This window comes from Sphingobium sp. EM0848 (assembly GCF_013375555.1).
In the GTDB taxonomy this organism is placed as follows: Bacteria; Pseudomonadota; Alphaproteobacteria; order Sphingomonadales; family Sphingomonadaceae; genus Sphingobium.
Genome location: NZ_JABXWB010000001.1, coordinates 1,778,229 through 1,799,662 on the forward strand (window position 1 = coordinate 1,778,229; position 21,434 = coordinate 1,799,662).

The 21,434-nt window shown below is 63.6% G+C and carries 22 protein-coding genes; 3 read left to right on the forward strand and 19 right to left on the reverse strand.

Annotation, left to right across the window (positions count from 1 at the left end; genetic code table 11):
* Nucleotides 1-8: 8 nt before the first annotated feature.
* The 6 genes from HUK73_RS08460 to HUK73_RS08485 all read right to left on the reverse strand — a co-directional run bounded on the left by HUK73_RS08460 (nt 9) and on the right by HUK73_RS08485 (nt 5,224).
* Nucleotides 9-821, reverse strand: coding sequence for a pyrroline-5-carboxylate reductase (locus HUK73_RS08460; RefSeq protein WP_176591509.1), 813 nt, complete (start codon nt 819-821; stop codon nt 9-11).
* A gap of 11 nt (nt 822-832) precedes the next feature.
* On the reverse strand, nt 833-1,339 hold the full coding sequence (locus HUK73_RS08465; protein ID WP_150290870.1) for a YbjN domain-containing protein: 507 nt from the start codon (nt 1,337-1,339) through the stop codon (nt 833-835).
* Nucleotides 1,340-1,430: 91 nt separating this feature from the next.
* The gene (locus HUK73_RS08470) at nt 1,431-1,721 is read right to left on the reverse strand and encodes an accessory factor UbiK family protein (RefSeq protein WP_176591510.1); all 291 of its coding nucleotides are present in this window, start codon (nt 1,719-1,721) and stop codon (nt 1,431-1,433) included.
* 45 nt (nt 1,722-1,766) lie between these two features.
* Complete coding sequence (locus HUK73_RS08475; protein ID WP_176591511.1) at nt 1,767-2,315, reverse strand: TspO/MBR family protein; 549 nt, start codon at nt 2,313-2,315, stop codon at nt 1,767-1,769.
* Between the two features lie 150 nt (nt 2,316-2,465).
* Entirely contained in the window at nt 2,466-3,203 is a 738-nt protein-coding gene (locus tag HUK73_RS08480) for a TlyA family RNA methyltransferase (protein WP_176591512.1), read from the reverse strand.
* Nucleotides 3,203-5,224 (reverse strand): protein-disulfide reductase DsbD, encoded by a 2,022-nt coding sequence (locus tag HUK73_RS08485; RefSeq protein WP_176591513.1) that lies wholly within the window; start codon nt 5,222-5,224, stop codon nt 3,203-3,205. The genes HUK73_RS08480 and HUK73_RS08485 overlap by 1 nt, the downstream gene beginning before the upstream one ends.
* Nucleotides 5,225-5,303: 79 nt before the next feature.
* Between HUK73_RS08485 and HUK73_RS08490 the strand changes: the two genes are divergently transcribed.
* Nucleotides 5,304-6,971: an alkaline phosphatase family protein gene (locus HUK73_RS08490; RefSeq protein WP_176591514.1), complete on the forward strand. Its 1,668-nt coding sequence runs from the start codon at nt 5,304-5,306 to the stop codon at nt 6,969-6,971.
* 44 nt (nt 6,972-7,015) lie between these two features.
* Here the strand turns inward: HUK73_RS08490 and epsC are convergent, their stop codons facing one another.
* The 8 genes from epsC to HUK73_RS08530 all read right to left on the reverse strand — a co-directional run bounded on the left by epsC (nt 7,016) and on the right by HUK73_RS08530 (nt 15,186).
* Nucleotides 7,016-8,002 (reverse strand): serine O-acetyltransferase EpsC, encoded by a 987-nt coding sequence (gene epsC / locus HUK73_RS08495; RefSeq protein ID WP_176591515.1) that lies wholly within the window; start codon nt 8,000-8,002, stop codon nt 7,016-7,018.
* 107 nt (nt 8,003-8,109) lie between these two features.
* Nucleotides 8,110-9,423, reverse strand: a complete 1,314-nt coding sequence (locus HUK73_RS08500; protein ID WP_176591516.1) for an ATP-binding protein — start codon at nt 9,421-9,423, stop codon at nt 8,110-8,112.
* Nucleotides 9,420-10,130, reverse strand: a complete 711-nt coding sequence (locus HUK73_RS08505; protein WP_176592878.1) for a response regulator — start codon at nt 10,128-10,130, stop codon at nt 9,420-9,422. The genes HUK73_RS08500 and HUK73_RS08505 overlap by 4 nt, the downstream gene beginning before the upstream one ends.
* A 198-nt stretch (nt 10,131-10,328) precedes the next feature.
* Nucleotides 10,329-11,150 carry a TorF family putative porin gene (locus HUK73_RS08510; protein ID WP_176591517.1) on the reverse strand — a complete coding sequence of 274 codons (822 nt, stop codon included), beginning with the start codon at nt 11,148-11,150 and terminating at the stop codon, nt 10,329-10,331.
* 296 nt (nt 11,151-11,446) lie between these two features.
* On the reverse strand, nt 11,447-12,943 hold the full coding sequence (locus HUK73_RS08515) for a SulP family inorganic anion transporter (protein ID WP_176591518.1): 1,497 nt from the start codon (nt 12,941-12,943) through the stop codon (nt 11,447-11,449).
* A gap of 6 nt (nt 12,944-12,949) precedes the next feature.
* Entirely contained in the window at nt 12,950-13,648 is a 699-nt protein-coding gene (locus HUK73_RS08520) for a carbonic anhydrase (protein WP_176591519.1), read from the reverse strand.
* A gap of 139 nt (nt 13,649-13,787) precedes the next feature.
* Nucleotides 13,788-14,498 (reverse strand): response regulator transcription factor, encoded by a 711-nt coding sequence (locus HUK73_RS08525; RefSeq protein WP_176591520.1) that lies wholly within the window; start codon nt 14,496-14,498, stop codon nt 13,788-13,790.
* Between the two features lie 148 nt (nt 14,499-14,646).
* Nucleotides 14,647-15,186 (reverse strand): hypothetical protein, encoded by a 540-nt coding sequence (locus HUK73_RS08530; RefSeq protein ID WP_176591521.1) that lies wholly within the window; start codon nt 15,184-15,186, stop codon nt 14,647-14,649.
* Nucleotides 15,187-15,462: 276 nt separating this feature from the next.
* On the opposite strand from HUK73_RS08530, the gene HUK73_RS08535 reads away from it, so the two are divergent.
* On the forward strand, nt 15,463-16,212 hold the full coding sequence (locus tag HUK73_RS08535) for an SDR family NAD(P)-dependent oxidoreductase (RefSeq protein WP_176591522.1): 750 nt from the start codon (nt 15,463-15,465) through the stop codon (nt 16,210-16,212).
* Between the two features lie 727 nt (nt 16,213-16,939).
* Complete coding sequence (locus HUK73_RS27065) at nt 16,940-18,295, forward strand: endo alpha-1,4 polygalactosaminidase (protein WP_176591523.1); 1,356 nt, start codon at nt 16,940-16,942, stop codon at nt 18,293-18,295.
* A 17-nt stretch (nt 18,296-18,312) separates the two neighbouring features.
* Here the strand turns inward: HUK73_RS27065 and HUK73_RS08545 are convergent, their stop codons facing one another.
* From HUK73_RS08545 to HUK73_RS08565, 5 genes are all read right to left on the reverse strand, one after another.
* Entirely contained in the window at nt 18,313-18,642 is a 330-nt protein-coding gene (locus HUK73_RS08545) for an FAD-binding protein (RefSeq protein WP_176591524.1), read from the reverse strand.
* On the reverse strand, nt 18,642-19,298 hold the full coding sequence (gene maiA, locus HUK73_RS08550; protein ID WP_176592879.1) for a maleylacetoacetate isomerase: 657 nt from the start codon (nt 19,296-19,298) through the stop codon (nt 18,642-18,644). The genes HUK73_RS08545 and maiA overlap by 1 nt, the downstream gene beginning before the upstream one ends.
* Nucleotides 19,298-19,993: a fumarylacetoacetate hydrolase family protein gene (locus HUK73_RS08555; RefSeq protein WP_176591525.1), complete on the reverse strand. Its 696-nt coding sequence runs from the start codon at nt 19,991-19,993 to the stop codon at nt 19,298-19,300. Before HUK73_RS08555 ends, maiA begins: the two co-directional genes overlap by 1 nt.
* A 156-nt stretch (nt 19,994-20,149) precedes the next feature.
* Nucleotides 20,150-20,473, reverse strand: coding sequence for a thioesterase family protein (locus HUK73_RS08560; protein WP_176591526.1), 324 nt, complete (start codon nt 20,471-20,473; stop codon nt 20,150-20,152).
* Between the two features lie 135 nt (nt 20,474-20,608).
* Nucleotides 20,609-21,256: a TetR/AcrR family transcriptional regulator gene (locus tag HUK73_RS08565; RefSeq protein ID WP_218036439.1), complete on the reverse strand. Its 648-nt coding sequence runs from the start codon at nt 21,254-21,256 to the stop codon at nt 20,609-20,611.
* Between the last annotated feature and the right edge of the window lie 178 nt (nt 21,257-21,434).

Sequence of the window (21,434 nt, forward strand, 5' to 3'; positions counted from 1 at the left end):
CGGCGGCCTTAACCGCCTCTGGCCATTTCCTCGCCCCGGTCACGGGCAGCGACAAGCGTGTCGGTGAGGAGCTTCAGCAGCCGGTCGTCGGCGTCCAGCACGTTCAGCCCCTGCCGCGTCATGCCGCCCGGACTGGCGACGCGGTCGGCGAGAATCGTCGGGCTTTCGCTGGCATGGGCCGCCATACTGGCCGAACCGCGCACCGTGGCGAGCGCCATGCGCGCCGACTGATCGGCCGGCAGGCCCAGCGCCTCGCCCGCCCGGGCGAAGGCGTCGATGAAGCGGAACAGGAAGGCAGGACCACAACCCGACAGCGCCGTGACTTCGTTGAACTGCCCCTCATCGGCAATCCATTCGGCAAGGCCCAGGGGCGCGATGAAACCATCCACGGCAGCGCGCGAAGCGACCGAAAGGCCAGCATCGGCATGAAGCGCGGTGACCCCCTCCCCTATGCCTACGGGCAGGTTGGGCATGGCGCGGACAACCTCGCCCGCCTGCGCAAAACGGACGCGCAGTTCGGCAAGCGGCGTCCCCGCAAGGATCGAGATGATCCGCGTATCACCGGTGCAAAGCGGCGCGAGCAACGCCGCCACATCGCCCAATTGATAAGGTTTCATGCCCAGCAGCACGGTCGTCCCGGCAGGCAGCGCGGCGGGATAGTCCGTGACCACCCGCACGCCTTCCGCGACAGGCTTGCCGCTTGGGCGCAGCACTGTCACGCGGGCCGGATCAAGACCACAGGCGAGCCAGCGGGACAGCATCTGCCCCGCCATATTGCCGCAGCCGACGAGAAACAGATGGTCTGGCCAGATTGGGGTCATGCAATGAGTACTCAGGCTTCGCCGCGGGTTTCGATCAGGCTGGCGGAAATGGCTTCGGTCGGCGTCTTGCCGCCCCACAGGACGAACTGGAACACCGGGTAGAAGCGTTCGCACTCGTCGATCGCGGTTTCGATCAGGATCTGCGCCTGATCGAGCGTCAGCGTGCCCCCCGCGCCCAGCAGCGCGCCATGGCGGAAAAGAACGATCCCGCTCGACGACCACAGCTCGAAATGACCGAGCCAGAGCTGCTCGTTGATGAGGCCCAGCGTTTCATAGATGGCGGAACGCTTGTCGTCGTTCACCCGGATGTCGGGCAGCGCGAGCAGTTGAAGCACCTGATCCTCGTCACGCCAGATGCCGCGCAGCTCATATTGCGCCCACGACCCCTGGGTGCTGGCGACGATTTCGTCCTCGCCCACCTGATCGAAACTCCAGCCATGCGCCTCGAAATAGGCGGCCAGCATGTCGATCGGCGCGGCTTCCTGGCCGCCATTTTCAAATTCGTCGCTGTCCATCATCAGGGCGCCTTAGAGCATTTTTCCATGCCGGGGAAAGCACAGCCATAGAAAAATGCGTGGACAACCGAAGGCCGGCAGGAAAAAGCGCCGCTTATTCCGCGTCCTTGCTTTTGGCGCGGACTGTCTTCGTCACGGGTTCGGGCGCCTTGCCTTCCAGCGCGTCAAGGCGGGCCTTCAGCAACTCCACCTCTTCACGGGCGGCGGCGGCGAGCGCCTTGACCGCATCGAATTCGTCGCGGCTGACGAAATCCATGCCGCCGATCCACTGCTTGGCCTTTTCGCGGGCATTGGTTTCGAACTCGCGGCTCATGCCCGCGACCGTTCCGGCCGCGCCGTTCACCAGCTTGGCAAGGTCGTCGAAAAAGCGGTTTTCGCTCTGCATGATGCTTGGTCCTTTAACGGGGCGCCCCTGTCCGGGCGCCAAAAATCATATCTGGGTCTGGAATGCGGGTTTGCCAAGGCTTTCCGCGTCCGGGTTGAGGCGGCCGATCTCATAGTTGAGGTAGGATGCAAAGGCCAGCCAGCACAGATAGGGCAGCAACAAAAGCCCCGCGATGCGCCGAACCCGCCAGAATAGCGCGGTCGTGATCGCAACCAGCGCAATCAGGGCGACGATGAGGACCAGTGCCTGCCCCACCTGATGCGCGCGGAAGAAGAGCGGCGACCAGAGGAGGTTGAGCGCGAACTGGACGAGAAAGACCACGATGGCGATCCCCCGTCCCCGTGCGCCCCGCGCGTGGAGGACGATCGCGAGCGCAAGCGCCATCAGGATATAGAGGGCCGTCCACGCCACGGCGAAGGCCCAGCCGGGCGGGATCAGTTCCGGTTTCGCCAGCGCCGCGAACCAGCGGTTGCCATAGCCACTATTGGCGAGCTTGCCGGAGAGAAAGCCAAGGAAAACAATCGCAGGCACAGTAACCAGCGCCCAGCGCAGATAGGCGAGGCGTAATTGACCCGGAGACGCAATCTCGTTCATCGGCAACGAAGCTCCACGATTTACTCAGCGACCGCGCACGAATCCTTCAAGGCCGAGTCAAGCCGCCGATGGACGGTTTGCGGTGAAACGGTTCGTCCTGCAACCCGTGAATAGAAGATCGGGATCGGGATCGGCGTAATGAGCGCCGGATTATCCGCCGAATATGGCGGAGAGGAGAAATTCCACATTGCCCTGCGGCCCGGTGATCGGGCTGGTGGCGATGCCCTCCACCTGCCAGCCTTTGGATTCCGCCCATGCCCGCGCTTCATCGCACACCCGCTGGTGAATCGCCGGATCGCGGACGACGCCGCCTTTGCCGACTTCCTCCCGCCCCGCCTCGAACTGGGGCTTGATAAGGGCGACGAGACGCGCGCCAGGGCGGGCGAAGCTCAGGGGGCGGTCCAGCACCTTGGCCAGCGAGATGAAGCTGGCGTCGCAGACGATGATGTCCACCGGCTCGGGGATATGATCGGCGGTCAGGATGCGGGCGCTGGTCTGTTCATGGACGATGACCCGAGGGTCGGAGCGCAGTTTCCAGGCGAGTTGGTTGGTGCCGCTGTCCACCGCATAAACCCGCGCCGCGCCGTTGCTGAGCAGCACGTCGGTGAAGCCGCCGGTCGAACTGCCCACATCGATGGCGACCGCGCCGGTCACGTCGATGTGGAACGCCTCCAGCGCATGGGCGAGCTTGATGCCGCCGCGCGAGACCCAGGGATGGTCGCGGCCCTTCACCTCCAGTTCGGCGTCGACGGCGACCTGCTGTCCGGCCTTGTCGATCTTTTTGTCGCCCAGAAAGACAAGGCCCGCGAGGATGAGCGCCTGCGCGCGGGCGCGGCTTTCGGCCAGGCCGTTGTCGACAAGCAGTTGATCGGCGCGAATCTTGGCCATCAGGACAGCAGGGCCTTCAGCGTGGCGGGTGTCAGGATCTGGGGCAATGTCTGCGCATCCTTGCCGGGGGCATACCAGAGATAAAGCGGAACGCCCGACCGGCCCTGCCCTTCCAGGAAGCGGGTAATGGCTGGGTCCGCATTGGTCCAGTCGCCGACCATCACGGTCACGCCCGCCTTGTCGAAGGCGGCGCGGGTTTCGCTGCGGTCGATGGCGGCGGCTTCATTCGCCTTGCAGGTGAGGCACCAGTCGGCGGTGAAATAGAGGAACACCGGCTTGTTGGCGGCGCGCAGGCTGGCAAGGCGGGCTTCATCGAAGGGAATCCGGTCATCGGCCTCGGAAGCGGCGGGCGCGCGGGCGGGCAGGAGCATGGCCGATCCGCCGAGCAGGGCCAATGCCGCGAAGGTCGCCAACAGACCGCCGCGCTTGCCCTGACGCTGGCGGCCGCCAAGCCACCAGAGGAGCAGCGCGAGGATAAGCGCCGCGCCAAGACCCAGCGTCATGGCGGAAACGCCCCGCTGCTGGCCGAGCAGCCATGCAAGACCGAGCGCAGTCAGGAACATCGGCGCGGAAAGGATTTTCTGCACCCGGCCCATCCACGCGCCGGGTCGGGGCAGACGGGTCCGCAATGCAGGCATATGGGCCAGCACCAGAAACGGCAGCGCAAGGCCAAGCCCCAGACCTGCGAAAATCGCCAGCGACGCCGCCAGCGGCAACACCAGCGCCGCGCCCATGGCCGCGCCCATGAACGGCCCGGTACAGGGCGTCGCGACGAAGGCCACCAGCACGCCGGTCCAGAAGGCGCCCGCAAGCCCTCCCTTCCCCGCCAGCTTCTCGCCGCCGCCATAGGCGCTGAGTTCGAACAGCCCAGCCAGGTTGAAGGCAATCGCCGTCACCAGCAGCAACAGCGCCAGAATGATGCGCGGGTCCTGCAACTGGAACGCCCAGCCGACCGCCGCCCCCGCCGCGCGCAGCCCCAGCAGCAGACCGCCCAGCACAAGGCAGGTCAGGATGATGCCCAGACTGTAGGCCAGCGCCTCACGGCGGACGACCCGCTCATCCCCGCCCGCCCTGGCGAGCTTCATCGCCTTGAGGCCCAGGATCGGAAAGACGCAGGGCATGATGTTGAGCAACAGCCCGCCCAGCACGGCCCCGCCCAGCGCGATCAGCGCCGTTCGCAGCGTGTCGGACCGAACGGTCGGAACGTCGCCGGGCCGGGCGGTCAGCAGGAAGCCGACATGATCGCCGGTCCGCAGCACGGCCTGTACCGGACCGGGCTTCAGCCCTTGCCCAGCCTCGGTCTCGACCAGCAGGCGGTCGCCCTGCCGCGAGACGGTCTGCGGCGCGGCATAACGCGCAAGGCCATCGGCCAGCGGGAAGAGATGCACGTCGCGCACATCGGCACCCGCCGGAAAGGGAATCGCCAGACGCAACCGGCCATCCACGATCGCATAGCGCGCCTCGCTGCCCAAAGGCCGGGGCAGATGGCTGCGCCAGCCATCGAACTGCGCCCGTCGAGAAGGCAGGATGGTGCCGTCGCCGGCGGTCAGATCAAGGCTCAATTCCGCGCCTTCGGGCACGCAGACCTTATCCGTGCAGGCCAGCCAGTCGGCGCGGACCTTGATCGGCAGCTTCGTGCCCGCCGGGACGTCCGGCGCGACGGTCAGCTTCGCCAGAACGCCATAGGGACCTTCATAGACATGATTCATCAGGCCCGAAATCAGCAGGGTTTCCGGCACCGGATAACGCAGGGCGCCAATGGTGACGCCGTCGGGCAGCGTCCATTTGACCGTCATGCCCAGACCCGCATCGCCCGGATTTTCCCAATAGCCGTGCCATCCCGCTTCCGGCCTCATGGAAAAGGCAATGGTCGTGTCCCTGCCCGGCTGCGGCATCGTCGTTTCCGCCGTCAGTTCCGCCGCGATATGGGGGGCGCCCTGCCCGAACGCGCCCTGCGCCCGCGCCACCACCGGCGCGAACGACAAAAGGACTGTCATAAGAAGGACATGAAAAATCCGCATCGGGCCTCTGGTCGCGTGGATGCAAGGGGGCTAGGTCCCGATGCATCTGTCGTCAAGGCATCAGAAGGTATCCTCCCCCATGTTGAAAAAAGTCGCTGCCGCCTTGCTCCTGGCCAGTTCCATCCCCGCGCTGGCTCAGGCGCCGGCAGTTCCGGTGGCAGCCGCGCCCGCTCCGTCGACGCCGCCCAAGCTGATCGTCGCCATCTCCGTCGATCAGTTTTCCGCCGATCTGTTCAGCGAATATCGGCAATATTATACCGGCGGCCTCAGGCGGCTGACCGAACAGGGCGTAGTCTTCCCGCGCGGCTATCAGAGCCACGCCGCGACCGAAACCTGCCCCGGCCACAGCACCATCCTGACCGGCAGCCGCCCGTCGCGCACCGGCATCATCGCCAATAACTGGTTCGACCTTGGCACCGCCCGCGCCGACAAACAGGTCTATTGCGCGGAGGATGAGACGCAGCCAGGCACCGACAGCGAGAATTATCAGGCCTCGCCCATGCATCTGAAGGTGCCGACGCTGGGCGGACGGATGAAGATCGCCAACCCCGCGACCCGCGTCGTGTCGGTTTCCGGCAAGGACCGCGCGGCCATCATGATGGGCGGGCCGACCGCCGATCAGGTCTGGTGGCTGGGCGGACCGAAGGGCTATGTGAGCTATAAGGGCGTGGCCGTGCCGCCGCTGGTGGCGAAGGTCAACGAAGTCATGGCCCAGCGTCTGGCGCAGCCCAATCCGGGCTTCGAACTGCCGCCGCAATGCGCGGCAAAGGATTTCCCCGTAAAGGCCGGGGACAGGACGGTCGGCACCGGACGCTTCGCGCGCGAGGCAGGCGATTACAAGGGCTTCCGCATCTCGCCCGAGCAGGACGCGATGACGCTGGCCTTCGCCGCCGCCGCCATCGAGACTATGGCGCTGGGCAAGCAGGCGCAGGCCGACATCATCTCCATCGGCCTGTCCGCTACCGACTATGTCGGCCACAGCTATGGCACCGAGGGGACCGAAAGCTGCATTCAGGTCGACCGGCTGGACCGGGAACTGGGCGCCTTTTTCGACCGTCTGGACAAGGACGGGCTGGATTATGTGGTGGTGCTGACCGCCGATCATGGCGGCCATGACCTGCCCGAACGGCACCGGATGAACGCCATGCCGATGGAGCAGCGCGTCGACAAGGCGCTCACTCCCAAGGCATTGTCGGCGGCGATCGCGGAAAAGACCGGCATCAGCGGCAAGACGCTGATCTGGGGCGATGGCCCGGCGGGCGACCTGTATTTCGACAGGAGCCTGACCGCCGCCCAGCGTAGCAAGGTGGAAGCCGCGACACTGGCCCTGCTGCGCGCTCATCCGCAAGTGCAGACGGTCTTCACCAAGGCGGAAATCGCCGCGACGCCTTCGCCGTCCGGCCCGCCGGAAAGCTGGTCGCTGCTTCAGGAGGCCCGCGCCAGCTTCGATCCGCAGCGCTCGGGCGACCTGCTGCTGCTGCTGAAGCCACGGGTCATGTCGATCCCGGAAAGCGCGGTGATGGGCTATGTCGCCACCCATGGCAGCCCCTGGGACACGGACCGCCGGGTGCCGATCCTGTTCTGGCGCAAAGGCCTCACTCATTTCGAGCAGCCACTGGGCGTCGAGACGGTGGACATCTTGCCGACGCTGGCGGCGCTCATCAAACTGCCGGTGCCCAGGAACGAGATTGACGGGCGATGCCTGGACCTGATCGCGGGCGAAGGGGATAGCTGCCCGGCGCAATAAACCATGCCGAACGAGGCGAGCGCCCCTCGCCCCGTTCGGAAGGCTCAGATATTCTCCGCGATCCCGTCGCCCTCCTCCACCAGCGCGTGGACACGATGGGGCGCGGAGACTTCGACCCGGCTGGTCACTTCATAATGGGCCTTCGCCTGCCGGACATTGCTGTCGGCCGGCACGCTGTCGGTCAGCCAGACATTGCCGCCGATCACGGACCGGCTGCCGATGATGATGCGCCCCAATATGGTCGCCCCGGAATAGATCACCACATCGTCCTCGATGATCGGATGGCGGGCCAGCGCCTTTTCCAGCCGCCCCTTCTCATCCGCCGGAAAGCTGCGCGCGCCCAGCGTCACGCCCTGATAGATGCGCACCCGGTCGCCGACGATGGCGGTTTCCCCGATCACGACGCCGGTGCCATGATCGATGAAGAAGCTGCGGCCGATCTTCGCGCCGGGATGAATGTCGATCCCGGTGCTGCTGTGCGCGATTTCGGAGATGATCCGCGCCACCAGCGGCGCGCCCAACTGATACAGACGATGCGCCAGCCGATGATGGGTGATCGCCATCATGGAAGGATAGCAGATCAGCACCTCGTCCACGCTGCGCGCGGCGGGATCGCCCAGAAAGGCCGCCTCCACATCGCTGTCGAGCAATTCGCGCAATGCCGGCAGGCTTTGCGCGAAAGCGCCGATGATGCGCGAGGCTTCCCGGTCCAGATCCTCGGACGCTTCGCCCTGCATCGTGTAGATCAGCTCAAGGCGGATCTGGCCGTACAGGCGGCTGAGCGCGGTCTGCAAGGTCTGCGCGACATAGGCGTCTTCATTATGCAGCCGCACGAAGCTGGGGCCGAGGCGGAGCGGAAACAGCGCGCCGCACAGCGCCGCCATGATCTTCGTCAGCGAAGCGCGCGAGGGGAAACCCTCCGCGCCATATTCGGCATGATGGTCCTGCCCCTGCCGCCAGCGCCGCCGCACCGTGCCCAGTTCAGCCGCCAGCCGGTCAATGTCCCAATAGCCTTCGCCCTGCGCCGTCATATGTGCCTCTTTACGAACAGGCTACCGGCATAGCCCGCCAGTGCAGGCGGCGATAAACGAGTTTTGCTTGGGGGTTGCCAGATTCTCTTTTTACCGAAACTTTGCGCTCAGCGATCTTCCTCCGGCAGATTCAGGCATATTTCCGCCCGCAATCCTCCCCCCGGCCGGTTGGCGAGAAGCAACCGCCCGCCTTCCTGCTCGACCGCGCGGGCAACGATGGCGAGGCCCAGGCCCAGCCCACGCGTGTTGCGCTGTCGCGCTTCGTCCAGCCGGGCAAAGGGTTTCAACACCTCCTCCAGCTTGTCGCGGGGAATGCCGGGACCGTCATCGTCGACCCGGATCAGCACTTCCCTGTTCCGCCGCTCCAGTGTCACGCGCGCGCCGCCGCCATAATGCAAGGCGTTCTCGATCAGATTGACCACCGCCCGCCGCAGCGAGAGTGGGCGCACAGCCATTTCCAGATGGTCCAGTCCGGCATAGTCGACGGGCCTGCCGTGATCCTGAAAGGCGTCGACCACCGTGGCCGCCATCACCGCCACATCGATCCGCACCGGGGGTTCCGCGTTTTTCTCGCCCCCCAGAAAAGCGAGGAGCGAGTCGATCATCTCGCCCATTTCCTCCAGATCGCCCTCCATCGCTTCCCGCGCATCATTTTCGGGAAGGTTTTCCAGCCGCAGCTGCAACCGCGCGAGCGGCGTGCGCAGATCATGGCCGACTGCGGCGAGCGTCTCGGTCCGTTCGGTGATCAGGCGGTGGATGCGGGTCTGCATGGCGTTGAAGGCGCGAATGAGGTTGCGCACATCGCTGGAGCCGCCCTCCGCCACCATGACTTCGTCGCTCAGACCGATGCGCTCGGTCGCCTGGGTCAGGTCGCGCAGCGGCGCCAGCGTGCGGCGGATCAACATGCCGCCGACGACCAGCAGCGCCAGCACCGGAATGAGCGCCAGCCCCATACGACCGATGGTGAATGTCCATTTGCCGCCGCTATGCCGCATGCCGAAATAGAGCCAGCTGCCGTCCGCCAGCCTCAGGCCGCCATCGATCTGCGACATGCGCGCCGGGGCGGCGAGCCGCAGCCAGAGATGCGCCTGCTCCAGCGTCGGTTCCCAGTCGATGATCTGGCGCCGCATCCGCTCCAGCCCCGGCGCCAGCGGCGGCGGCGGCGGCGATGCAGCCGTCCAGTGAATGTCATAGCGGTCGGTGGTCAGTTGCAACGCCAGCGCGTGCCGTTCATCCGGCGGCTGTTCGGTCAGCAGCTTGCGGGCGATGACCAGATGCTCGGCCAGGCGGCGCGCCTCGTCATCCTGGAGCGACAGCTGGTTCGCCCGCTCATTGACCAGAGTGCCGAGGGCAAATTCCAGCGTCAGGGTCAGCAACAGGATCGCGAAAATCTGCCCGACCAGGCTGACATGCCGTCTCAAGCCCGGCTAACCTCCGCATTGAACATATAACCGACGCCGCGAACGGTGGTGATCGGCGCGGCGCGATCCTGCGTGGACAGCTTGCGGCGCAGGCGGCTGACGAGGACATCGATGCTGCGGTCGCTGCTGTCGCCCATGCGGGTGCGGGACAGTTCGATCAGCCGTTCGCGGGCGATGACGCGCTGCGGATGGCTGAGGAAGGAGCCGAGCAGGTCGAACTCCGCGCCGGTCAGGTCGACGATGGCGCCAGTGGGCGATCGCAGTTCGCGGCGCGGGAAATTGACGACCCAGCCGTCGAAGCGGGCTTCATTCTCCCGATGTTCGTCTGGGCCGCGCTCCACGCCGACGCGGCGGAGGATGGCGCGAATGCGGGCGATCAGTTCGCGGGTGCCGAAGGGCTTGGGAAGATAATCGTCCGCGCCCAGTTCCAGCCCGACAATGCGGTCGGTCTCGCTGCCCTTGGCGCTGATGAAGATGATGGGCACATCGCTCTTGCGCCGGATCTGGCGGCAGAGGTCGATGCCGTTGGTGCCGGGCAGCATCACGTCGAGGACGACGAGATCGACCGGCCCTGCATCGAAGGCCACCCACATTTCCGGACCGGAGGAGGCCGGGCGGACCTGATAGCCATGTTCCTGCAACGCCCGTGCCGTCAGCGTGCGCAGCGGCGGGTCGTCCTCCACCAGGATGATCGTGGGGGCGGTCATGCCGCTATGGTGGGCCAAGAAAATCTGCTCATGGAAGCGAGATAGGTCGCGCGGGATAGACGGTCAACCGGACGTTGCCGCAGCAACAGGCCCCTGCAAGCCCAGCAACAATTTGTCACGATGGGGACAATCGCTTGTCCCGTCCTGGCAAGATTTGTCATGCCGGGCCTCCCCCTGAAAGGCCCGGCATGGCTCCCGTCAGAAGGCGGCCGAAAGGGAGAAGACCACCCGGCTGCGGGCAATGGACGAACCATCGGAATCGGAGAAGTTCGGACGAATGTAGTTTTCCTCGACACGAGCGATGTCGGTGTCGACATAGGCGACGCCCAGCGTCAGCGGCGTGCCGGGAATGGCGACGTCCGCGCCCACCAGCCAGTCGAGATATTTGCCCGTGGGCGCGACCGAGGTGCCGTTGGGACCAAGACCGGGATTGCCGTTCGACCAGCCCAGATGCGCCTTCAGCGTGACTGGCGTGTTGGGAACGGCGCCGCTGACATCACCCCAGATGTAGAGATTATCCTCCTTGTCGCCGATGCGGCTCTGCGGCGTGTTCGACCAGTTGCCCAGCGCCTGCTGCTTGGGCGCATAGGCGACGCCGATCAGCCCCTTGACCGGGCCGAGTGCGCTCGACAGCTTCACATAGGGTTCGGCGAAATCGGTCTTGTCGGCGCCCGACGGGTACATGTACCAGGTCAGGCCGACGTCCAGCGTCGCGCCGCCCAGCGGCACCGCATAACCCGCAAACAGGTCCAGTTCCAAGTTCGACCCGCCGAACGTGCCCCAGCCCGAGAGATTGGAGGCCCAGGTGCCGGCGTAGGCGCCGCTTTCATGGGTCAGCGTGATGCCGCCCTGCACCGCCATGCCCTTGTCGGTCTGCGACACGCCGCGGAAGCGATAGTCAGACACCAGCGCGACGCTGCCGGAAACGGTGACGGGGCCTGCAGGCTCTTCCTGAGCGAAGGCCGGAGCGCTGGAAAGCAGCGCAAACGCGGCACAGGCAATCTGATACTTCATGAACATTCCCCTTTTTTAGGCAAGAATGTTCCGTCCTGCGTCCACGCATTCGAAGATCTGTCTAATAAATCGCCTTCGATATTCGTGGAACAGGGGCAGTTTATGGATTCAATAGCGCTCCATGGAAGGCATTTTCTGCAACTGCGAAAGCATAGTGCATTTCTGTGGCGTCATAGACACGCTATTTTTCTTTTACGATGCCGAATGTTTCCATTTCATTTCTGAATGGAAAGGAAAAGGCCGCCGCGTCACTGGGTCTCGTGACGCGACGGCCTGCTGATCGCCTGATGAGGGGGTGAAGGTCAGGCGACCAGATGGCGCATCCGGCCGGTGGCGCCGAACAACTCCACCTCGGCCCCGGTTCCCCGACGCCGGTCGACCCATTCGCGGACCATTTCCGCGCAGGTATGGTCGATATGGCCCAGCCGCTCGACATTCAGGATGACAAGGCGACCGGCGGGCACCGACTCCAGCTTGGCCGACAGTCGGGGCAGGTTGAGGAAGGTGGCCGTGCCGTGCAGCGCCACTTCATGCGCATCCTCGCGACTCTCCTCTTCCAGTCCCAACCGCAGACGGCGGGCATGGGGCAGCATTTCCAGCAGCGACAGGCCGATACCCACCAGCACGCCGGTCAGCAGGTCGGTCGCCACGACACAGATCAGCGTCGCCGCCCACACCACGGCCGGGAGCGGACCGTAACGGTGGAACAGGTGCTTCGCATGATCGAAGCTGACCAGACGAATGCCGGTGACGACCAGGATGCCGGCCAGCGCCGCCATCGGGATTTCCCTCAGCAGCCAGGGCAGCAGGGCAACGAAGCCCAATATCCAGACGCCATGCAGGATGGTCGACAGACGGGTCCTGGCGCCTGCCTGGACGTTGGCCGAACTGCGGACGATCACGCCGGTCATCGGCAGCGCGCCCGCGACGCCGCAGAGCAGATTGCCCACGCCCTGCGCGCTCAGCTCGCGGTTATAGTTGGTGCGGACGCCGTCATGCATCCGGTCGACCGCCGCCGCCGACAGCAGCGTTTCAGCGCTGGCGATGAAGGCGATGGCAATGGCGGTGGTGAGGATCGCCGGGTTCATGAGTTGCGCCAACAGCCCCTGTTCCGGCAGCGAAATGGCGGCGACGATCGATTCCGGCACCGTCACGCGGGCGACGGGCAGACTGAAGAGGAAGGCCGCCAGAGTCGCCAGCACCACGCCGACCAGCGCGCCGGGAACCAGCTTCATCGAGGCAGGACGGAATTTCTCCCAACCCAGCATACCGCCGATGGTGACAAGGCCGACCGCGAAAGCCGTCGCCGCGTCCTGATGGGTGAGGCCGAAAATCTGCCCCGGCATGGCGACCAGATTGGCAAGCCCGCTGGAGAGCGGCTTGTCGTCGAACAGCACATGGAACTGCCCCACGACGATCAGCACGCCAATGCCGGCCAACATGCCATGCACCACGGCGGGCGAGATCGCGCGGAACCAGCCGCCGACGCGCAGCAGACCGGCAATCACCTGTATGGCGCCGGCCAGGATCAGGATCGGACCGAGGGCGGACAGGCCCTGTTTCTGCACGATTTCGAAGACGATGACGGCCAGACCCGCCGCCGGACCGCTGACCTGCAAGGGCGATCCCGCCAACAGACCGACGATCAGACCACCGATCATGCCGGTGATCAGGCCCTTTTCCGGCGGCACGCCGGATGCGATGGCGATGCCCATGCACAGTGGCATCGCCACCAGGAAGACGACGATGGACGCCGTGAAGTCGCGGCTGAAAGCGCCGCCGGAAAATGCCTTCATCATGGGAAATTACTCCGCGGCCACCGCATAGCCGCCATCGGCGGCCAGGCGCTTCGCATGGGGCAGCGCAACGGGCAGCGGCTGATTTTCGCGCAGGGGAAGGAAGCGGCCGGTCTCGCCATCCAGACCCAGAACCTGGCCCGCATGAATATCGACATACCAGCCATGCAGAGCGATTTCACCGCGCGCGATGCCCGACGCGACCGACGGATGCGTGCGCAGATGGGCGAGCTGCACGACGATATTTTCCAACGCCATGTTGCGCAGCTTTTCAGCGTCGCTCAATTCATCCGGATAGCTTTCGCGGCAGACCTTCTGCGCGGCATGGCTGTGGCGCAACCAGGCGGCAACATTGGGCATTGCCGTAAGGTCGGCATTGGTGGACAGCGCCTTCATCGCGCCGCAATCGCTATGGCCGCAGACGATGATGTCGCGAACGCCCAGCGCCATGACGGCATATTCGACGGTGGAGGTGACGCCGCCATTCTGCGTCGCATGGGGCGGGACGATATTGCCCGCGTTGCGGCAGACGAACAGATCGCCCGGATCGGCCTGCATGATATGTTCGGGGACGACGCGCGAGTCCGCGCAGGAAATCATCAGCGCCTTGGGGCTCTGCCCATCGCTGGCGAGGCGGTTGTAGAGCGCGCTCTGGTTCGGAAAGACATGGCTTTCGAAGCTGAAGACGCGACCGATAAGCTCGTTCATGTCACTGCATCCTTCTTTATATGCTGGCAGGTCAGGGGGCAGACCGGCCTTGAGGATGAAGGATAGGGACGCGTTTTTGCTGCGGCGCAGCGGGTTTGTTAAATACTGTGTCTGGAACATCGTGCGGTAAATTGGATGATCAGCGCCGGTCGACCACCGCACTGAACATATATCCGCCGCCACGCACCGTAACGATCGGGGCAGCCCGCCCGCCGTGGCTGAGCTTGCGCCGCACCCGGCTGACCAGCACGTCGACGCTGCGATCGGAAGATGGGGTGTCGCGCACCCCGGCCAATGCCATCAGGCGCGCTCGGGCGATCACCACGCGCGGATGATCGAGCAATGCAAGCAGCAGCGAAAATTCGGCGGCGGTCAGTTCCACCCGGCCGCCATTGGGGTCAATCACCTCCCGGCGCGACGAATCGACCGTCCAGCCATCGAAGCGCGCCTCCGTCGGGCGGTGTGCGCCCAGCGCCCGGTCGTTGCGCCCACGGCGCAGCACCGCGCGCAACCGAGCGGCCAGTTCGCGGGCAGAATAGGGCTTCGCCATATAGTCGTCGGCGCCCAGCTCCAGCCCGACCACGCGGTCGACCTCGCTGCTGTTGGCGCCCACCAGGATGATCGGCACGTCGCTGCGTTCGCGCACGTCGCGGCACAGGTCCATGCCGTCCGGCCCGCGCAAGGCGGCATCCAGCACAACCGCGCCGATGGCCATGCTGTCCATCGCATTCCAGATTTCGGTTGCGGAGACAGCGGGCAGAGCGCGAAACCCGTTCTGCTCCAGCGATTGGCGCACCTCATGGCGCACGTCCTGCTCAACCTCCGCGATCAATATGAGCGGTGGGCTCATCTGTCGATCACGGCGCCTGTCATGGACAGCGCATGGAACATGGGGGCCTTCTCCTTACCAACCGGCATGGTTGATCAGGATTAGGCCCCCTGAATGTCTCCGAAATTTGCCGAGCGTTACAAATTATTGCTGACGCACAATGTCCCGCTCAACTCAGTCGCATCAGCGCACGGCGTTGGCCCACGGCCTTGCCCGACAGATGATCCAGCAACGCCGACAGCCACAGCGCGTCGGTGGCCGCCCGATGCCGTTCGACATGGCGCGCATCGGCGAAGGCGACGGCGGCGCTGATCCGCTGCTCATCGGCGCGATGTTCGTCCAGCAACAGCGAGACATGGTCGATAAGGAAGGGCGTCGCCTGCCCCGCCGCATCGGCCAGCGTATCCAGCCAATATTGGTCGATCATGCTGTCGGCCACCATGCGCCGCCCATCACAGGCGGCCACGAGCTCCGCCAGCACGGTTTCCACGTCCAGGCCATCGCGATTAATCTGGTCCAGGCTGATGCCGTGCAGCGCCTCGGCCTCTTCCGACCAATGCCAGCCGACCCAGTCGTCATGAGGCCTGATCAGCCAGCTTTGCGCTTTCCCATCGCCGGCAATACCGACTTCGATCGGGTAGGACAGACCGTGCCGGGGCAGGCACGACGCCTCGAAATCGATCGTGAGGATCGTCAAGTTACTCTCCATATTTCAAGACCGTATCCGCCCCTCTTCAGACCGGCCAGCCTGTTTTTCGATGCGCCCTTCTTAGAAGGAGACTATTGCAGTCCCAAGTCAGCCGCGCCGAAAATGATGTCGGCGGCCTCTTTCCAGCGATCAGTTGAACAGGGACATTCCGGTGCAAAAAACCGGACATGAAGGGGCAACCCATTGGCAAATGGCACTTGGCATCGGCAAAATCATGCCTAGATCGCGGAACCGTTACCGCCCCGTTCGCGGGCGCCAAAAGGATGGACTCATATCATGGCAGGAACCGCACTGATCACGGGAGCAACCGCAGGCATCGGCGCCGCATCGGCGCGACGTTTCGTGGCTGCGGGGTGGAAGGTGGTCGTCACCGGGCGCCGGACCGACCGGCTGGAGGCGCTGGTCGCCGAACTGGGCGCGGACAAGGCCCATGCCATCAGCTTCGACATGCGCGACGATGCCGCCATCGACGCGGCTCTGGCCGGCCTGCCCGCCGATTTTGCCGATATCGACCTGCTCATCAACAATGCCGGACTGGCGCTGGGCACGGCCCCGGCCCATCAGGCCGATCTCGACCAGTGGCGGCAGATGATCGACACCAACATCACCGGACTGGTTACGATCACGTACAAGCTGCTGCCCCGCCTGATCGAGAGCAAGGGCGCGATCATCAACATCAGTTCGGTCGCGGCGACCTATCCTTATGCGGGCGGCAATGCCTATGGCGGGACCAAGGCCTTCGTCACGCAATTCTCGCTCGGCCTGCGGTCGGACCTGCACGGCACCGGGGTCCGCGTCACCTCGATCGAGCCGGGCATGGTCGAGACGGAATTCACCCTGGTCCGCACCGGCAGCCAGGCCGCATCCGACGCTCTCTATGGCGACGCCAATCCCATGACGGCGGAGGATATTGCCGAAACCCTGTTCTGGGTCGCCAGCCAGCCCAAGCACCTCAACCTCAACCGGATCGAGTTGATGCCCGTCACCCAGTCCTTCGCCGGATTCCAGGTCGCGCGGAAAGGATGATCGCGATTCGCCCTGCCCCGTCATTCGGCACGCGCGGGGCATCCGCCGCAGCGCCGACGGCACAGCTGAGCGCAACCCATTGACATCCGGCCAGCATCTCGCTGGGTGGCGAAATCATCGTCATCCGGCCGGTTGCCGGTCCAGCGCTCGGCAACGACCCTGGGCACGGCCACAGCCAGCGAACGCCCCCTTGGCTTACGCCCCGAAAATCATTTGAAATTTCACCTTGGGCAGCCCCGTTTCGGGTGATTTTACGGGGCCATCAATTGCATCCGCGGGCCGAAAAAGCGGGGTTTCCCCTATCCTCGACAGCAATCCCACCACATGGTCCGGGCTGCATCTCTGACCATCGAAACCACGGCTCCGCTCATCGTACCCGAAGCCCGTCCGGAAATGTTGTTAATGTGGGAGACAGCTTTTCCCACCACAAGCTTGCCCCGTCGATGATCCAGAAGAGGGGGAAAATCCAATATGGCTTTCTTGCGTCTTGACGCAATGCAATCTGACGACCTCAGATCGTCGGCAATATGCTTTAAAATCAAAGAGACAATCTGTCAACAACGCTTCGCGGCCGCACAGCCATGCTTTGCGGCGGACGGTTTGGATCATCGTGAACGTTAAACTGCAATCGTCGTGAAACACGGGCGGCGGCGAAAGGCTGATTCAACAGCTTCCACTTCCTGAGTTTTGCATCTTCGGGTCTAGAAAATTTTTATCAGGAGTAATTATGACGCATACAGGCATGTATGTCTTGCAAGGAGTCGTTCCTTCGGAAATCGCCGCAGCACCGTTCGACGTCAAGGTCATCGACATTTATGACGACAACGGCAACACGTTCACGCCAGCACAGGTTGCCCAGATGGGCGGTGGTCCAGGCAGCTCCCTGTTATTGGGTTATTTCAGCATCGGCGAAGCCGAAGATTATCGGGATTATTTCAACACCATCCCGAAAGCGGCGCTCGGCCCGGAAAATCCGCAATGGCAGGGCGACTATCAGGTCGCCTATTGGACGCCGGAATGGCGCACCGTCGCCACCGCCTATATCGATAAGATGATCACGGCCGGATATGACGGTGTCTATTTCGACGTCGTCGACGAATATCAGCAGGCCTGGGCCAAGGCGAATGCGCCCGGCGGCGCGGCCGGGGCGGAGCAAGCCATGGCCGATCTGGTGGCGTATCTGGCAGACTATGCGCACGCCAAGGATCCCAATTTCAAGATCTGGGCGAACAACGCCGAGGAATTGCTGTCGAACAATACCTATTTCTCGCACCTCGACGGCATGTATAAGGAAAATCTATACTATACGGACAGCGGGTCAAAGCAGCCGGTGAGCGAGACACAGGCAAGCCTCGCGCTGATGCAAAAGATGATCGACGCTGGCAAGGACGTCATCGCCATTGAATATGTGTCCAGCAAGACCGCTGTCGCCGATGTCGAAACGCAGGCGGCGCATGACGGCGTGGGCTATTATACCGCCGATATCAATCTGAACGGGATCAGCTATACCGGGGTGCAGCCGGGACAATATATTCACGCGGACTGGGGCACGACGACCACCACTCCGACCCCTGCGCCTGCGCCCACTCCCGCACCCGCCCCTGCGCCGGTCGATCTGGTCCTGACGGGGAACAGCTACAACAACACGCTCAAGGGCGGCGACGGCAATGACAAGCTTTATGGCAAGGCGGGCAACGACACCTTGATCGGCAATGCCGGCAATGACTGGCTTGACGGCGGCAAGGGCAATGACGTGCTCACCGGCGGGAGCGGTTCGGACACCTTCGTGTTCAATGCCTCTGGCAGCAAGAATGTCGACAAGATCACCGATTTTCAGCATGGCATCGACACCATAGCGCTGGACCATTCGGTCTTCACAGCGGCTGGCGCCATCGGTCAGTTGCCCGACAGCGCATATTGGGAGGGCACACGGGCACATGATGCGAACGATCACATCATCTACAATCCGACGACGGGGACCATATCCTACGACCCCGATGGAACAGGCCCCGCGCAACAGACCCAGGTGGCCATGGTGCTGATCGGCACCCATCTGGATCACACGGACTTTTCCATCATCTAAAGCTCTGCATTCTCGCGTTACCAATATGGGGCGTCAAACATGACTCCCCATATTGATAGCCAGCGTAGCTGCGCGGGGCGGCGCCTGCCCGCATGCGAAACGCCAGGCACCCATGTGCTGCCGCTGGCTAACCGATCATCGAGCGGATCGCGGAAGAGTGAAGCCCTGATTTTCTGTGTTCGCGATGGCATCACGCGGAAGCAGTTTTCGGACCTGATCGAGCGGGACAACAGTTTCAGTCCTGAAGCGGAGATCGCCAGACGATCATTGCGCCGCGCAAAGCCGATGGCGGCGGCAAGGCCGCCAATGCCCGCGCCGATCACGAGGACCGATTGAACCTGTTTCATTAGCCGCCTTCCCGGATTTCACTGTCCGGCTGACAATGCGCATGCGCGGCAACAAACGCCGGATGCCGGGCATAGCTTTCCGCCAGGGCAGAGATGCGCGGCAGATGGGCATAGCTGATGCCGAACCGGTCCGCGGAATAGAGCTGGGGGGCGAGGCAGATATCCGCCAGCGTCGGACTGTCCCCGAAGGCGAAGGGGGTAACGTCCCGCTCCGACAACAAGCCCTCAAGCGCTTGCAAACCGTCGCCCAGCCAGCGCGCGAGCCACCTGTCCACCCCTGCCTGATCCTGCGCCAGTTCGCCGCGCAGATATTGCTGAACGCGCAGGTTCTGCAACGGATGGATGTCGCAGGCGACCGCAAGGGCGAAGGCGCGGATCTGAGCACGATCCAAGGCATCGCCCGGCAACAGCGGCGGATCGGCGACCGTCTCGTCCAGCCATTCCAATATGGCAAGTGACTGGGTGAGGATGCGTCCGCCCACCTCCAGCGCGGGTACCAGCGCCTGCGGATTGACCTGCCGGTAGGCGGCGCTTTTCTGCTCGCCGCCATTGCGGGTGAGATGGACAGGCACCAGTTCCGGCGCCACGCCTTTCAGGTTGAACGCAATCCGGCAGCGCCACGCCGCCGAACTCCGCCAATAGCCATGAAACCGCATCACGCCGCAGCGCCCAGTGTCAGGGTCAGCGGGGCAAGACCGTCAATCTCGCCCTCAAGCCGATCCCCCGCGACCACGGGGCCAACGCCGGCGGGCGTGCCGGTATAGATCAGGTCGCCCGGCTGAAGATGATAAAAGCGCGACAGGTGGGAAATCAGTTCGGGCACGCTCCAGATCAGGTCGTCCAGCTTCTGGTCCTGCTTCACCTGCCCATTGACCTTGAGGACGATCCGCTGGCTGGCGATCGCGCCGAAATCAGCGGCTTTGGTCAGCGGCGCCATCACCGCGGACTGTTCGAAATCCTTGCCAAGGTCCCAGGGGCGCCCCTTTTCGCGTGCGGCGAACTGCAGGTCGCGCCGCGTCATGTCCAGCCCGCAGCCATAGCCATAGATGACCGACATCGCATCCTCCTGCGCAATGCGGAAAGCATGGCCGCCGATCGCGACGACGAATTCCATTTCATGATGATAATTTTCCGTCCCCGGCGGGTAAGCTATGGTCGCGCCGCTCTCGACCAGCGCGGACGGGGACTTGATGAAATAAAAGGGCGCCTCGCGATCTGCCTTGAAACCCATTTCGGCGGCATGGGCTTCATAGTTCCGCCCGACGCAGAAGATACGGTTCACGGGGAACAGCGCGGTTTCGCCCCGCACCGGAACGGCGGGAATGGCGGGCGGTTCGAACAGGAAATTCATCGGGCACGTTCCTCATAATAGCCTGGTCGTCGTTGCATCGGACGGTCATGAACTTCACCGTCGATGGCACGATGGCCGATATCGGCAAAAACAGAAGCAATAAAAACATCCTTCGCGGACGAACGGGACGGCTTCCCGTGTCCCCGACGTCACTCATCAGCCTGCCCCCATCAGATAGCCGGAAAGTCCGGCGCGCAAGGTCGCGGATATTGGTGCGGCGCGACCGGTCGCGTCGACATGGACGACGCTGTGCCTCCCTTCGACCGCCGGAACTTCACCGCTCAATATCTGCCAGCCATAAGTGACGGAACTGTTGCCGAGCCTTTCGACCCAGAGCCGGACCATATAGGCATCCCCCGCCAGGAAAGGCTGAAGATATTCCGCCGAAACGGCCCACAGCAGCGCATTGGCATAGTGGAAACGCCCGGACGCGTCAGCTTCCGACCAACGCACCGCTCCCTCGACAAGGAAGGCGGACATCAGGCCAGCCCACCCAGCACGGGCAGCCCGCTGCCGCCACGCACCTATGGCGTCCGGGGTCGGTTCAGTTTCTGAAATTTACGACGTTCATAATTCAGATGGCGCGACATTCGCTGCCGCGCCATCGGTCGCAGCCTATTGGACATCCAGAACGGCTCGGGCCGTCTTGCGCAGTACCGACTTGAAGATCGCCACTTCGGTGGGATCATCCGGCCGATATGGCCGCTCACTTCCCAACTGTTCCGGATTGCAGACATAGTGAAGAATACTGCCGCTCAGCAGGTTGACGAGATACATGGAATTGACGTCTGCAAAGCGCCCGGCTGCAATACCTTCCGCGATAATGCTGCGCAGCAATTGAAGGGCATCGTCTGAATAGGCTTCGTGCCCTTCATCACCGACAGCGGGTGTGGCGCAGTTGCGCAGGATCAGGCGCGCCGCCGTCGGCCGACCGATCATGAAGTCGAGCCAGGTTTCGACCAATAGCATCAGCTTTTCCCAGGCGTCACTGACGCCATCGAGCCGCATCCCGGTCAGATTGATGAGGCTGTGATGGATTTCCTGCATCAGTTCATCGAACAACCGACGCTTGCTGGGGAAATAATAGAAGATCGCGGCCTGTTTGATGCCGACATCGTCCGCGACCGTTTCAAGACGCGCAGCGTCATAACCCAAATCAGCGAACCTGGCCTCTGCAGCCTTCAGGATGCTGCGGCGCGTGACCTCTCCCTTGGAAAATTTGCGTGACAATGTGTCAGCCTGACTGGACGCGTTGGAGGGCATGCCGGGGATCATGCCAAGGCCGAGATTCGGGGTCAAATCAATTTGGGAGTAAGTCAGTTAAATTTCCCCACTGACGGAAATCGATCAGATATTGTCGCGTCCCGCAAACCTATCTTGGATATTTTTTACTTTTTAATAAGTAATTTTTTATCCAAGATGACGCCTCACAATGGCAAAG

Bases quoted from the DNA above. Each gene is read 5' to 3' on its own strand.
- HUK73_RS08460 (WP_176591509.1), bottom strand. From the start codon at position 821: ATGACCCCAATCTGGCCAGACCATCTGTTTCTCGTCGGCTGCGGCAAT.
- HUK73_RS08465 (WP_150290870.1), bottom strand. From the start codon at position 1,339: ATGATGGACAGCGACGAATTTGAAAATGGCGGCCAGGAAGCCGCGCCG.
- HUK73_RS08470 (WP_176591510.1), bottom strand. From the start codon at position 1,721: ATGCAGAGCGAAAACCGCTTTTTCGACGACCTTGCCAAGCTGGTGAAC.
- HUK73_RS08475 (WP_176591511.1), bottom strand. From the start codon at position 2,315: ATGAACGAGATTGCGTCTCCGGGTCAATTACGCCTCGCCTATCTGCGC.
- HUK73_RS08480 (WP_176591512.1), bottom strand. From the start codon at position 3,203: ATGGCCAAGATTCGCGCCGATCAACTGCTTGTCGACAACGGCCTGGCC.
- HUK73_RS08485 (WP_176591513.1), bottom strand. From the start codon at position 5,224: ATGCGGATTTTTCATGTCCTTCTTATGACAGTCCTTTTGTCGTTCGCG.
- HUK73_RS08490 (WP_176591514.1), top strand. From the start codon at position 5,304: ATGTTGAAAAAAGTCGCTGCCGCCTTGCTCCTGGCCAGTTCCATCCCC.
- epsC (WP_176591515.1), bottom strand. From the start codon at position 8,002: ATGACGGCGCAGGGCGAAGGCTATTGGGACATTGACCGGCTGGCGGCT.
- HUK73_RS08505 (WP_176592878.1), bottom strand. From the start codon at position 10,130: ATGACCGCCCCCACGATCATCCTGGTGGAGGACGACCCGCCGCTGCGC.
- HUK73_RS08510 (WP_176591517.1), bottom strand. From the start codon at position 11,150: ATGTTCATGAAGTATCAGATTGCCTGTGCCGCGTTTGCGCTGCTTTCC.
- HUK73_RS08515 (WP_176591518.1), bottom strand. From the start codon at position 12,943: ATGATGAAGGCATTTTCCGGCGGCGCTTTCAGCCGCGACTTCACGGCG.
- HUK73_RS08520 (WP_176591519.1), bottom strand. From the start codon at position 13,648: ATGAACGAGCTTATCGGTCGCGTCTTCAGCTTCGAAAGCCATGTCTTT.
- HUK73_RS08525 (WP_176591520.1), bottom strand. From the start codon at position 14,498: ATGAGCCCACCGCTCATATTGATCGCGGAGGTTGAGCAGGACGTGCGC.
- HUK73_RS08530 (WP_176591521.1), bottom strand. From the start codon at position 15,186: ATGGAGAGTAACTTGACGATCCTCACGATCGATTTCGAGGCGTCGTGC.
- HUK73_RS08535 (WP_176591522.1), top strand. From the start codon at position 15,463: ATGGCAGGAACCGCACTGATCACGGGAGCAACCGCAGGCATCGGCGCC.
- HUK73_RS27065 (WP_176591523.1), top strand. From the start codon at position 16,940: ATGACGCATACAGGCATGTATGTCTTGCAAGGAGTCGTTCCTTCGGAA.
- HUK73_RS08545 (WP_176591524.1), bottom strand. From the start codon at position 18,642: ATGAAACAGGTTCAATCGGTCCTCGTGATCGGCGCGGGCATTGGCGGC.
- maiA (WP_176592879.1), bottom strand. From the start codon at position 19,298: ATGCGGTTTCATGGCTATTGGCGGAGTTCGGCGGCGTGGCGCTGCCGG.
- HUK73_RS08555 (WP_176591525.1), bottom strand. From the start codon at position 19,993: ATGAATTTCCTGTTCGAACCGCCCGCCATTCCCGCCGTTCCGGTGCGG.
- HUK73_RS08560 (WP_176591526.1), bottom strand. From the start codon at position 20,473: ATGTCCGCCTTCCTTGTCGAGGGAGCGGTGCGTTGGTCGGAAGCTGAC.
- HUK73_RS08565 (WP_218036439.1), bottom strand. From the start codon at position 21,256: ATGCCCTCCAACGCGTCCAGTCAGGCTGACACATTGTCACGCAAATTT.